The 12,801-nt window shown below is 47.4% G+C and carries 10 protein-coding genes and 1 pseudogene; 4 read left to right on the forward strand and 7 right to left on the reverse strand.

Annotated elements, in window-relative coordinates:
- On the forward strand, window positions 1-275 hold a 275-nt coding region (locus KE671_RS22380), incomplete at its 5' end, for an autotransporter outer membrane beta-barrel domain-containing protein (protein WP_206164776.1).
- Window positions 276-407: 132 nt separating this feature from the next.
- On the forward strand, window positions 408-1,040 hold the full coding sequence (locus KE671_RS22385; RefSeq protein ID WP_206164777.1) for a LysE family transporter: 633 nt from the start codon (window positions 408-410) through the stop codon (window positions 1,038-1,040).
- Between the two features lie 225 nt (window positions 1,041-1,265).
- On the opposite strand, the gene KE671_RS22390 is transcribed toward KE671_RS22385, so the two are convergent.
- Together KE671_RS22390 and KE671_RS22395 are read right to left on the reverse strand one after the other, a co-directional pair.
- On the reverse strand, window positions 1,266-2,819 hold the full coding sequence (locus KE671_RS22390; protein ID WP_206164778.1) for a peptide MFS transporter: 1,554 nt from the start codon (window positions 2,817-2,819) through the stop codon (window positions 1,266-1,268).
- Window positions 2,820-3,342: 523 nt separating this feature from the next.
- Window positions 3,343-4,188: pseudogene (locus KE671_RS22395) on the reverse strand (class I SAM-dependent methyltransferase); the annotation flags it as partial.
- Window positions 4,189-4,472: 284 nt separating this feature from the next.
- On the opposite strand from KE671_RS22395, the gene KE671_RS22400 reads away from it, so the two are divergent.
- The gene (locus KE671_RS22400) at window positions 4,473-4,787 is read left to right on the forward strand and encodes a PTS sugar transporter subunit IIB (protein ID WP_206164780.1); all 315 of its coding nucleotides are present in this window, start codon (window positions 4,473-4,475) and stop codon (window positions 4,785-4,787) included.
- A 104-nt stretch (window positions 4,788-4,891) separates the two neighbouring features.
- On the opposite strand, the gene KE671_RS22405 is transcribed toward KE671_RS22400, so the two are convergent.
- The 5 genes from KE671_RS22405 to KE671_RS22945 all read right to left on the reverse strand — a co-directional run bounded on the left by KE671_RS22405 (window position 4,892) and on the right by KE671_RS22945 (window position 10,793).
- Window positions 4,892-5,788 (reverse strand): PHP domain-containing protein, encoded by an 897-nt coding sequence (locus KE671_RS22405; RefSeq protein ID WP_241029994.1) that lies wholly within the window; start codon window positions 5,786-5,788, stop codon window positions 4,892-4,894.
- Window positions 5,789-5,974: 186 nt separating this feature from the next.
- Window positions 5,975-7,570: a glycoside hydrolase family 43 protein gene (locus tag KE671_RS22410; RefSeq protein ID WP_206164781.1), complete on the reverse strand. Its 1,596-nt coding sequence runs from the start codon at window positions 7,568-7,570 to the stop codon at window positions 5,975-5,977.
- Between the two features lie 60 nt (window positions 7,571-7,630).
- Window positions 7,631-8,935 carry a glycoside-pentoside-hexuronide (GPH):cation symporter gene (locus KE671_RS22415; protein ID WP_206164782.1) on the reverse strand — a complete coding sequence of 435 codons (1,305 nt, stop codon included), beginning with the start codon at window positions 8,933-8,935 and terminating at the stop codon, window positions 7,631-7,633.
- Window positions 8,936-9,192: 257 nt separating this feature from the next.
- Window positions 9,193-10,089, reverse strand: coding sequence for a helix-turn-helix transcriptional regulator (locus tag KE671_RS22420; protein ID WP_206164783.1), 897 nt, complete (start codon window positions 10,087-10,089; stop codon window positions 9,193-9,195).
- A gap of 563 nt (window positions 10,090-10,652) precedes the next feature.
- The gene (locus KE671_RS22945) at window positions 10,653-10,793 is read right to left on the reverse strand and encodes a hypothetical protein (RefSeq protein ID WP_283093137.1); all 141 of its coding nucleotides are present in this window, start codon (window positions 10,791-10,793) and stop codon (window positions 10,653-10,655) included.
- A 760-nt stretch (window positions 10,794-11,553) separates the two neighbouring features.
- Here KE671_RS22945 and KE671_RS22430 point away from each other — a divergent pair.
- A partial coding sequence (locus tag KE671_RS22430; RefSeq protein WP_349291259.1) for an autotransporter-associated beta strand repeat-containing protein occupies window positions 11,554-12,801 on the forward strand: 1,248 nt, incomplete at its 3' end.

The raw sequence follows: 12,801 nt of genomic DNA on the forward strand, positions 1-12,801 counted from the left end.
ATCTCCAGGGCCATCACGCCATGGATGACGGTAAAGACCGCACCTTCCAGCCGTTCATCGAAGCCAACTGGATCTACAACACCAGCAGCTACAGCGTGAAGATGGATGACATCAGCAATGAGGTCAAAGGCGCACGTAACGTCGGCGAGCTGAAAGCAGGCGTTGAAGGGAAGATTACCGACCGTCTGCAACTGTGGGGCAACGTTGCCCAACAGATCGGTGACAACGGCTACAGCGACACGCAAGGCATGTTAGGGCTGAAATACAGCTTCTGACCCTCAACCACCCGTGGTAACACGGGTGGTTTTCTTCTCCCCCGCCTCTCTCTTTGTGACATCATTCGCATCCCCTTGGTTTTGTGATAAATATGATGAGGTAACTTTATCCAGTTCAGGGAAATGTGGTTTATGGAACCTCTGCATGCGGTTTTCCTCACCGTCAGCCTGTTCGTCTTAACCTTCTTCAACCCTGGTGCCAATCTGTTTGTGGTTGTGCAAACCAGCCTGGCCTCCGGACGACGTGCAGGCGTATTAACCGGTCTGGGCGTCGCGTCAGGCGACGCAATCTATTCCGGGCTGGGGTTGTTTGGCATGGCGACGCTGATCACCCAGTGCGAGGCGATATTTTCGCTAATCAAAATTGGCGGCGGCGCGTATCTGCTGTGGTTTGCCTGGAACAGTATTCGTCACCAGGCCACGCCGCAAATGTCGACACTCCAGCACCCCGTTAGCGCGCCGTGGACGGTGTTCTTTCGTCGCGGATTATTAACCGATCTGTCGAATCCACAAACCGTCCTGTTTTTTATCAGTATTTTCTCTGTTACGCTGAGTGTCGACACGCCCATGTGGGCAAGGATGATGGCCTGGGCCGGAATTGTGCTCTCTTCAATTATCTGGCGCGTCTTCCTGAGTCAGGCTTTTTCATTGCCAGCAGTACGTCGGGCATACGGCAGAATACAGCGCGTCGCCAGTCGAATCATCGGTGCGATTATTGGCCTGCTGGCGTTACGGTTAATCTATGAAGGCATTACCCATCGCTAAATCCCTCCCCCTGAAAAAAAGTAGTTTCAGGGGGCAGATCTGTATCAATAATGGTTTTGCACGATAATTTCCACAGACCCGGCGACAGCAGTTCATGCGGTGGCCGGTCTTGTCGGAAGACCACGGCGTAATATCGCCGCCCGGTTGGATAAATTAAGGATTCTATCTGGAGAGAAAAAACCGGTACATCAGGCACCGGTTTAATCAGTAAACGATCATTATCGATCAGGAATTTTCCGCCGGTTTGGGTTCCGTTTTCACCTGCGCGTTTTCCAGCATCCGTCGTATCGGAACAATCAGCACAATCAGCACAGCGGCACAAATCAGCAGCGCAATAGAGCAGCGGGCGAAGAGGTCAGGCAGCATATCCAGTTGGTCAGCCTTAACGTGCCCACCAATCAGACCCGCCGCCAGGTTACCCAATGCGCTGGCGCAGAACCACAGCCCCATCATCTGGCCCCGCATTCTTTCTGGCGCTAACAGGGTCATGGTCGCCAGACCAATCGGGCTCAGACACAGCTCGCCCAGCGTCAGCATCAGAATACTTCCCACCAGCCAGAACGGCGATACGCCCGCCCCACCGTTGCTCAGCACGTTCTGCGCCGCCATCATCATCAGGCCAAAGCCCGCCGCGGCACACAGAATGCCGATAACAAACTTGGTGATGCTGCTCGGACGTACGTTTTTGCGCGCCAGCGCAGGCCAGGCCCAGCTGAAGACCGGGGCCAGCAGGATGATAAACAGGGCGTTAATAGACTGGAACCAGACGGCAGGTATTTCGAAATCACCGATCATGCGGTTGGTATAGTCGTTCGCGAACAGGTTGAACGAGGTCGGTTTTTGCTCAAACGCCGACCAGAAGAAGGCTGCAGAAACCAGTAAAATGAAACAGACCAGCAGCCTGGCGCGTTCTTTGCGGGTCAGACCGGCGAAGACGAAGAGGTAGATAAAGTAGAGCGCCACTGAAGCGGCAATGACGTAGACCAGCATGCTGGCAACGGCAACCGGGTTAATGACGATAATCCCCTGGGCTATCAGCGTCACGATAATGGCCACACCGACCGCCAGTGCCAATAACCAGCCACCTACGCCGTTTCTCTTTACTACCGGGCTGTTCCAGGTCGAATCGAGCCCTACTTCACTGTCATAGCGTTTCATGGAGGGAACGGCAAACACGCGGAAGATGACCAGCGCAATCAGCATCCCGATCCCACCGATACCAAAGCCCCAGTGCCAGCCATGAGATTTAATCAACCAGCCGGAGATCAGCGGGGCGATGAATGACCCCATGTTAATGCCCATGTAAAACAGCGAGAAACCGCCGTCGCGGCGCGCATCCCCTTTCTTGTACAACGTCCCAACCATCACCGAGATACAGGTTTTGAACAGACCCGACCCCAGCACGATAAACATCAGGCCGATAAAGAACAGGTTGTCGCCCATCCAGGCCGACAGCGCGATAGACAGATGGCCGAGCGCGATCAGGATCGACCCATACCACACTGCGCGTTGTTGCCCGAGCCAGTTATCCGCCAGCCAGCCCCCAGGCAGCGCAGCCAGGTACATACTGCCGGCAAAAATGCCGACAATCGCGGACGCATTCTCGCGCGCCAGCCCCATCCCCCCGTCGTAAACGGTCGCGGCCATGAACAGGATCAGTAACGGACGAATGCCGTAAAACGAAAACCGTTCCCACATCTCCGTGAAAAACAGTGAACCCAGCGGATAAGGATGGCCGAAGAACGTTCGGCTTTCGTTTTTATTAACAGAGGAATGCATAATTTCTCCCGAAATGGTGTGTTGTCTTGCTTGTAGCCACTGAATTACCCCGTCGACCATTCATATATCTGGCCGATCATTCACATTCAGCGAAATATTATTTAACCATTTGATAACCATAAGACAGTTTTGTCTAGTGCCAACATCAGGACTTTAAGATGAAAACTCGATAGATGTCTAGTTTTGTAGATTTTCTGTTTGAGAACTAAGGATAATGATTGACTTTAAAAGCCTGCAAATAATGTCTTATCAACCCATTAATAAACAAAGCGTTATCCGAAATATTAACTTCGAAAGGGCCGAAAAACGAAGCATATGCGCACTATTTTCAGGGGACCCGTTATTGAACATTCTGTCTACCATTATGCCTCAGGGACAGCACAGTACCTCGATCAGGCGCGTGAAGGCGGGTGGATGCTGTTTGTGACCGGGATAGTAAAATTCTCCGGTCTAAAAAAGCCCGACAGCCTAAGCCATCGGGCATCCGGTTTTTCTGGTCACAAAGTGGAGAGATTGTCGTTTATGCCGTCGTTTCGCGATGGGCCATCAGGGCATAGAGTTTACCGGCAAAGGTTTCACTGACGGGCCAGTCGTCAACGGCTACGCGGGTCGTTGTGTGAAAACCGCACTGCGACAGCAACTGTAGATATTCTTCGTCCCGCCAGGCACGTGTCTGGCTGCTGAACTGGGCGACGCTGGCGTCAGCGTTGAGTGCCCAGAATGTCGTGGTGCTGGTTTGCCTTTCCTCATCCCAGCGATGTTCGCTTAATAAAAGATGCGGTTGCGCGAGAAACAACCCCTGCGGGCATCGTTGCCACGACGCGGGTGCCGTCCCCTGCCTTTTGACTTCGTCAAACGTATGCACTTCAATCAGTAACTTGCCCCCGGGCTTCAGCCAGGCTGCACAGTTCGCCACCAGCCGTTGCGCATCCTCAACGCTAAAGACATTGATTTCACCGAAGATCATCATGATGAAATCAAAGGTGCCGTCAGGCTGATAGTCGCGGACGTCCTGTTCCTGATAATCAATGTCCAGCCCCGCATTTTGTGCCTGTTCCCGCGCCCACTGGACGGAGGCCGGAGAGAAATCGACGCCAGTGCAGGCAAACCCGCGCTGTGCAAGACGTTGTGTGTAGAAGCCGGGGCCGCATCCCAGATCAAGTATCGTTGCGCCCACGGGAAGCTGGCGTACGATCCAGTCGACCTGTTGCTCAATGACCGAGAGTTTACGACTGGCCCAGTCGTGTTCCTGAGACAAATGGTTTTCCAGCATTCGGCGGCTGAAGCCCGGATCATTCCATGGGATCTTACCGCCCGTTTCATGACCGTTGTCGTGTCCATTCAGGAGAGTCAGTTCAAGAAGATTCATCCGTTGATCTCATCGTAATGTGTCTGGTGGCTGAAATTGCATTCCAGCACTCCTTCACTGCGACAGTAGTGTCTCATGCCCCGGGGAATATTTCTTCCTGCTCAGTTCACAGCGTTAGCAACGCAGACCTGCTAAAGTCAGATCGATATCGCGGCCAACGCTCAGATAAACACCTGCCTGTTCAGGTAATCCGGCAATATATTTGTCACGTAAATAAGATGCAGTGCTCATTTTTTGAACATAGCCAGCTCTATTCTATGAACCGTTTTCAGGAGGTCAAAAACATGAAAAAGCTTCTGATATGTTGTTTGTTCGGGAATACGGCAAATTCACTGGCCAAAAAGATGCAGATACAGACAGAAAGCAACGGCAGTCCTCTCATGATTAGCGCCGTGGGACTGGATAATTTCGCCAGCGTTGCTCCCGCTTTCGACGCTTTTCTCATTGCGCCACACATTCAATACAAGCTCTCTGAGATTTATGAAATTGTCGGAAATGAACGCCCGGTTGCCATTATTGAAAGCCTGCCTTACGCGTCGCTGGACGCGGAGAAAGTTTTAAACTTTGTGAAGGAGCATATGCCTGAGCTGGCAGCCTGACGCATGAGGCCGCAGTATTTTTGCGGCCTCCTCTTAATGAACGAAAACGACAGCTGCGATAATTTAAAAGCAAAGCCAATGTGTTACTTCGGACTTGCCAGACGTTAATAGAGCGTCACCTTTTCGAGAATTTCAAGGGTTTTCGGCAACGCCTCCGCCCATGGCTGGCTACTCCCCATTTTGATGTTGGGTTTGTTTTTCCCGTGGAAATCGCTGCCACTGGTCGCCAACAGCGTTTTATCCAGCGTGAACTGATAAAGTTCACGACGAAGGGTCTCATCATGATAGCTGGAGAAGACCTCCACGCCCTGCACGCCGAGCGGTAACATTTGCTCAATCACCGACAGAGGCTGTTCCTTTATGTTGGCACCGATGTGCGCGATTACCGGAATCCCTCCGTTATCGATAATCAACGATGCCATCTCTGCCATTGGAGGCAGTTTAACTTTCACGTGGCAAGGTTTGTCGCGGCCAAAAAAATCCCAGAAAAAATTAATCAGCGGCATGTCGCTGCGAGGGTTCCCGGTCCGGTACGGCAACAGCAGTTCATGATTTGCATTGCGCGTATCCTCTAAAATCAGCTCTGCCATCTGTTCTTCCTGTGGCACGCGATCGCCCGCCATGGCATACAGGCGATCGACGTCAAACTGGAACCCAAGCGCCCGTAGTTTCTCCAGTTTCAGCGGTGTCGCAGCGCTTTCCAGATGATGGAAATTCTGCTCAACGGCGTCAAAATCCCGGCAATCACGGCGAAAACCGTAGCCCAACAAATGATAGTTGTTGCCCGCGAACGAGCAGTCAATTTCAATTCCCGTCATCACGTTCACGCCGTTTTCATTGCCATAGCGAATGGACTCCTCAACGGATCGCGCCGAGTTGTGATCGGTTATTGCCAGCGCCGCCAGGTTCGCCGCTTTCGCCATGGTCAGCAGGTCGCTAACGGGGAAATCCGCATCATCGCTATATTCCGAATGCATGTGCAAATCGATACGTTTCATCATCTTCTCCTTAAGCTGATAATCATGTACTGAATGGCACTATATGATTAGGGGTGAGATTAATACAGCGTGGCGTGCGCGAAAATTCCGAGTCTTAAAATGAGTAAAAAGTTCTGTGCAGATTAATCTATTTCTCATGAAGGAAAATCTGAGGGGATTCTCACGTTCATCCCCTCGATTCGTTTGCTATTAATTTGCCGCATAAAGGAAATAATCAAAATCGGCATAAATGCGCTCACCAGTGAAATCCTGGCAGCACATCCCGATAAAAGCCCCGGTGAAGCGTTCAATGCCTCTTTCTTTAAAATATTCATCGGAAAGTTTACTGTATTCCATAGGGCCACCTACCGGGAACCAGGTTCGCTCATCCAACGAATAATAAAAGTTTGCGGCATCGTCTTTCACACAAACTTTAAGATACACCAGGCCATCACCGGCAATCTTAATCCCTTCGCCTGTCGGCAGTGAGAACCGGTTAAGGTCGTTAATCATCAAATTAACCGTCCTCTCACCCTTTTCATTACAGGAAATATGCAAATAAATATAATTTGTCGTATCGTAAAAACAGACTAATCCCGCCATTTGTTGGAAGGAATGAGGATGAAAATCGATGCAGGTCTGCGCGGTGAAAGCAAAATCGGTTTGTCTTCGTGCCAGTAAACTCTGATAGTGATGCGAACTCAGTGATTCGCGACCGCGCAATCGTAACCAACCTTTTCTCTCTTTGAGCGTACACATCTCTTCGCTTAAGGGGATGCGCAACGACTGGTAGTGCAGCGGCAGAACGGGAGTATCAAAATCATCTTTTTCAGGGAGCGCAGGCCAGGGGAACTCTCTCAGTGACGTTTGTACTTTAAGATCCGGCTCGACGGTGTTATTTACCAGTCGCAGCCAGCCCTCGTCATTCCAGTAAACCTGTTGAATCGCCGTTTCACGCCCCATCGGACTGCGGCCTCTGGAAGGTAATGGCCGACCGCATAAATGCACGATGAACCATTCCCCTTGACTGTTTTCAATGAGATCGGCATGGCCGACGCGCTGAAGCGGCAGACGACAATTGAAACGTGATGTCATCATTTGGCCTATAGGATCGGTCTCGTAAGGGCCAAACAGATGTTTTGAACGAGCTACGGTAACGCTATGGTTATAGAAGGTACCGCCTTCTGCAACCAGCAAATAGTACCAACCGTTATATTCATACAGATGCGGTCCTTCGGTGATCCCAAGCGACGTGCCGGCATATATTTTCCGACATTCACCAACAAGCATATTTTTCTTTTCGTCATACTGTTGAATAATAATACCATTCCATTTAGGAAACCCGGCCTCGCCTCCGTCCATATAGCTCATTTCCATACTCACCAGCCACTTGCTTCCATCGTTATGATGAAAAAGAGAAGGATCAATTCCCCGGCTATTGAGATACGCTGGCTCAGACCATTCACCCTCAATGTCTTCAGTGGTCACTATATAGTTATTGGTATCCCAAAAGCGACCGTTCACATTTTTAACGTCGGTGTAGATGAGATAGAATCGTTCCGCATCATAGCTCAGACATGGCGCATATATTCCACCAGAATCCGGGTTGCCTATCATGTCGAGCTGACTTCTACGATTCAATGGATATGAAATCAGACGCCAGTTTTTGAGATCATAAGATTTATACAGGCAGACGCCGGGAAACCACTCAAACGTTGACGTTGCCAAATAATAGGCATCGCCAACTCTGATGATGGAGGGGTCAGGGTTAAAGCCTGGGATAATCGGGTTAGTTATTGTGGTCATAAACACGTCCTGAAAGATAAAATGAATTATCGATATTCTGACTGCGCGATATCACTGTGCTTATGCAGCATATGAACGATATTGCTGCATAATAAAAAACATGATCAAAACAAATACTGCCGGGATAATCGTAAAAATCAGGCGCACCGTCATAATGGCAAGGTCCGTCTGTATTTCGGCGTTTCCGATATAACCACCAAAGGTCAACAACCAGCCGATAATGGCTCCACCCACGGCAATACCAATTTTAATGGCAAATAAATTGGTGGAAAAAACCAGTCCACTTAATGAGCGATTTGATTTTTTTTCAACATTATCAATGATGTCGCTCAATAAACTCCATTGCAACGGCGCTGAGCTTGCGTCAATGAAATGGATTAGGCAAATAACACCGCAAATCATCAGTACCGATTGCGCAGGGACGGCAAAAAGGGCAGTCAGAATGGCAGCCTGTATCACCAGAGTCAGTTTGTAAGCACGTACCCGATCAACGTTTTTGTACAACAGGGTGGTGGACATGGCCCCCACAAATCGCGTACAAAGAATAATAACCAATACCGTGCTGACTAAATCAGGCCTTTTCATATAGTAGCTGACAAAATAGATTGCCCCACCTGTTTTCAAGATACCGGCAATCAGGCTGGCGATATTAAGCGAAAAGATACAGCGCCAGTTGAAATCTTTAATGATAATAAGCAATTCCTGATAAATGCCTTGCAGGTTATGGCTTTTATCCACTTCTTTAACATAGTGTTCTTTCGTCATTGCAAAGCAGAGAAAAAACATGATAGTACTCATGCCCCCCATGATAACCATTGCAAGAAAATAACCTTTCTGCAGATCGCCTGCGCCCAGTATTTTGGTTAATGGGAGCGCGACGACAGACACTATGATGCCGCCTAATGCCGCAAAGGCAAAACGATACGATTGCATTGAAACCCGTTCCCTGGCATCCTTTGAAATATTATTGATTAATGCACAGTAAGGAACGTTAACCAGCGAGTAAAAAAGGGATAAGGCGGTATATGAAACATACGCATAAATAATCCTTCCCGTCTCACCAAAATCAGGCGTATAAAATGTCAATGCGCCAAAAATACCAAAGGGCAGTGAAAACCAAAGTAAATAAGGTCTGAACTGGCCATACTTTGTTTTAGTATGATCGGCAAGATAACCAATATAGACATCAGCAACTGCATCAAACGCGCGGACCACGAGAAACATTGTCCCCATATGAAAGGCACTTAATCCATAGATATCCGTATAAAAATAGGCCATAAACAGCATAATGGTTTGCCAGATAATATTGGATGCACCATCGCCTAATCCATAGCCTACTTTTTCTTTGACTCCTGACTTATTCATAGAAATACCTTTTACTTGAGAGGTTCAAGAATTTTCAATATTCAGGGCCGGCCTCAATATAAAAGATAAGTGCAACAGACGATAAAAAATGTAGGCAAATGACCTGTTTATATAATTTTTTTGCGCCAGGTACGATGAACCGATCACATTTCAGTTAAGAATTACCTACGAATGACGCTTCGCGTGATTTATTTTCCCGATGAATCGTTATCACTGATAACTATTAGCCATGTCTGCTTATCATCAACTGACCAAGGTTAGCCTGAAAGACTTTCGTTGATTTTTAATTGCTCAGAAGTGAGGTTGCTGGTTCTGAATTTTTTTGGCGTAACGCCGATAAATCGCCTGAACTGATAGCAATAGTAGGCTGCATCTGTAAATTCACACTTATAAGCGATATCGGTAATGCTCAGATCGGTATTACGCAACAAATGGACCGACATCGCGATTTTCTTGCTCAGTAAATACTCTTTAAAACTGACCTGCATCACCTTTTTAAATACTCTGGAGAAATGACCGGGCGACAGCCCAACGGCATCTGCCGCTTCGTTCAGACTGATGTTAAAAGAGGTCCGTGTCTCAATAGCAATGACAAAATTGATGATCATGCTAAATATTGACTGACTATCCGTTTCAGATGAAATTTTCTCAGACGTTATCGCATGTTGAAGCACCGTATTCAACAACAGAATAAGCAATGGCCTTATCTCATTATCCGTATGCGCGTCTTCATTAACGTCTGAAAACCATTTGAAGATGAAATCCAGTCTGTCAGCGTCCTTTTCACTCAGAGAGATAACGACTCCGATATGCGGTTCCAGCACCGGGAGGAGATATTTTAGATTACTGAGCATTGCCCGATCGTACTGTAAAATATAACGTTCATGATCGCCTGTAAATTCCAGCTCCATATCATGGAGGACTAACGGACTTACATAAATCAACGTGTTATCCTCTATCCGGAACTTCTCTCTACCAATGCAATAGCTGCCTTTCGCTTTGCGAAACCACATGATTTCGTGTTCAAAATGGACATGGGGTTTTACGTACATCCCTTTTTCAGGCACTTTTTCCCGTGCCCGCAGAATGAAATCGAGACCTGTTTTAGTTTCTAATTTTTCAAAAAAATAGTCAGTATTAATCGGTGTCGGCATTTTTTTTCAAAAAAATGAGAAGTGTCTGGGATGTGATAACACATGGGCAAGAAGGAGTACATCGTATTTTGATTTCGTGCCTCACCAGCAAGTCGGGTTGCCGTCATAGTACATCAATCCGAGGTATTTGAGATCATGGGGTTCATTACATCAGTCACCGATAAAAGATTGTTCATTAAAAACAGTAGGTAAATAACCGTCCTGCAAATAGGTAAACCCAAACATGTGATTTGATAGCTTTGTTATCATCTGCCAGCTTATAGGGTTTAGCGGCATCTGCCTGTCGCGCATTTAGCTTCATTGGGGGCATCTCCCTGGACCGAACACAGAATGCCCCGACTGCAACTTGATTTCGGTTGAGTCCAGTGGATAGCACGAGATAAGAGATAGTCCAGAAACCGCAGAATACGGGCTTTGGGATGATTTCGGGAGGTCTGGGAAGAGTTTAAAAGGGTGCAATAACAGGAGCCGAACCTATGACCTTCGCATCACGAACTGGTAGAATAACATTTAACTAGCTGTTTTACATAAACAAATGGCACATGATAAACCGCAGGCGCAATTCACATTGCCGGACAATCATCGAACTCAGCAGAGCGAGCATCGTTGATGATGTAGGTGATCACCCAAAACGCTGGCGAAGTCACATCGTAATCCCCCACTGCGTCTGGTATCTCTTCGCGCTTACCGTTCTCCAGGTTCACCAGGTGAGTTCTTGGGTGTAAGCGGAAGCGTTTTATCTTTAGTTCACCATCTAACCTACAGATGAGCAGAGAACCATCGCAGGGTACAAGTGAGCTATCAGCCACTAAAGCTTATAGGAACCTAGTCTTCAAATTATCGTGGTCATCTCAAAATCGGAGTTAGTGTTATATTCATGTACCTTTCTTATCTGGAGATACTGTTCGTGTCTGGTGTGCCTGGATAAGACGTCATTCAATTTCACATAGCTATTACATAGGATGTGTTAATGAAAATTATTAATAACATTCGCTAAAGAAAATTTCTGGCGCACTCGATTTAGTTCTGTTTTTTTTCAACTCATCTTGTCAACCAAAATCAAACATCAAAAATACACATTCAAAGAGCGTTAATTTCATGCTGTGATTAAATTCGGCAATTATCTTAATTATGACAATTCGCACCTTCTATAATCATTTGTTTTTAAAGGAAATATTTCTTAAATCGCATATTTACTTAAGATTCCTACAAATATAAGATGGAATATTCTTAGCATTTAAGATCTTATATATGAGCACCAAAAAATCTTATATAAATAATAGTAATCAACCACAATAAATTTAACTAAAAAAATAATTTCATTCTTTCACTTTTTGAAAATAAAATCCTCATTAGAAAAGCTCAAGTAATAAATATACAGCAGCCATCCCCACAATGCAGAAAAGTTTGAAACAACAAACTTTCACTGCCAGTTTCAAGCAATCTCTCATGGAAGGGATCAATATGAATATCAAACACTTGCAACATCCAGTTTCAATGCTGGCGATCGCTATTTCCATGGCACTGTCAGTACAAGCAGCCAACGCAGTTAATGCGGAGAATATCAACCTCTTTGCCGTTACCCCTCCGACAGGAATAACCAGCGACATTATTATTGATAATAATGATTCACTCACGCTTTCCCTGACTGAAAATACTGAAAGCAACTGGGATAATTTTAGAGGTCTGTATGTCGGTTACGGAAGTGCAGGTACCATGCTGGTCGATGGTCGTAATATTCACTCTACAGAAGGTATCGTTATTGGCAATACTGCACAAGGAACCCTGACGTTAACTAACGGCACCACCTGGGTAATGGACGGCTGGCAGATCCAGCTTGGGCTCGAAAATGGTTCCGGTACGCTGAATGTGCTTAACGGCAGTAAAATCACCGGTCTTACTAATTTACTCATTGGCCATACCGACATCGGCGCCAGAGGGGCTGTGACCATTGACGGCGCAAATTCCTCCATTACCAATTACCAGACCATGGTTGGCCTCCGTGGCCACGGTCAATTAGTCATTACCAACGGCGGTAGGCTCTCCTCCGCAAATAATATGTATATTGGCTATCTTGGCGTAGCCGATTTTTCCGTCGGCGATGGTACAGGGGTTGTACGGATAGACGGGGCAAACTCAACTCTGGATGTCGCTACGGAAATTAACCTTGGTGGCAATTACTCAAACAATAACACCGCCAAAGGTTATCTCACCGTCAGCAACGGCGCGACGGTCAAATCCGGCTCGTTAATCCGCCTGGCCTATGGCAACGGCAGTACCGGGATTTTAAATATCGGCGGAGCGCAGGGCGAAGCCGAACAGGCCGCGGGTAAGATTGACACACCTCGAATCTGGCTGGGTAACACCAACGGTCAAAAAACTGCGATTCTGAATTTTAACCACTTCAGTCCTGACTTCCTGCTGGCATCTCAGATTTATGGCACAGGTGAAGTCAACCACGTCGGCTCAGGGGTGACCACGCTGACCGGGGCCAATACCTACAGCGGCAACACGCTTGTCTCGCGAGGGACGCTGCGCGCAGGCGCGGAAAATACATTTAGCGCCGCGTCAGATTACATCGTCAACGACGGTGCCAGTCTGGATCTTAATGGTTATTCACAAACACTGAATTCGCTGGATCTGGCAGGTTCAGCAACGCTCTCCTCCCCTGCAAAAGTCAGAGCGGCGTTTACTCCGACCACGTTAACCATC

It is taken from the genome of Citrobacter amalonaticus (assembly GCF_018252635.1).
In the GTDB taxonomy this organism is placed as follows: domain Bacteria; phylum Pseudomonadota; class Gammaproteobacteria; order Enterobacterales; family Enterobacteriaceae; genus Citrobacter_A; species Citrobacter_A amalonaticus_E.

What these genes read in the sequence shown, in the direction of transcription:
- KE671_RS22420 (WP_206164783.1), bottom strand. Translation starts at nt 10,089, where the DNA reads ATGCCGACACCGATTAATACTGACTATTTTTTTGAAAAATTAGAAACT.
- KE671_RS22405 (WP_241029994.1), bottom strand. Translation starts at nt 5,788, where the DNA reads ATGATGAAACGTATCGATTTGCACATGCATTCGGAATATAGCGATGAT.
- KE671_RS22400 (WP_206164780.1), top strand. Translation starts at nt 4,473, where the DNA reads ATGAAAAAGCTTCTGATATGTTGTTTGTTCGGGAATACGGCAAATTCA.
- KE671_RS22390 (WP_206164778.1), bottom strand. Translation starts at nt 2,819, where the DNA reads ATGCATTCCTCTGTTAATAAAAACGAAAGCCGAACGTTCTTCGGCCAT.
- KE671_RS22415 (WP_206164782.1), bottom strand. Translation starts at nt 8,935, where the DNA reads ATGAATAAGTCAGGAGTCAAAGAAAAAGTAGGCTATGGATTAGGCGAT.
- KE671_RS22410 (WP_206164781.1), bottom strand. Translation starts at nt 7,570, where the DNA reads ATGACCACAATAACTAACCCGATTATCCCAGGCTTTAACCCTGACCCC.
- KE671_RS22385 (WP_206164777.1), top strand. Translation starts at nt 408, where the DNA reads ATGGAACCTCTGCATGCGGTTTTCCTCACCGTCAGCCTGTTCGTCTTA.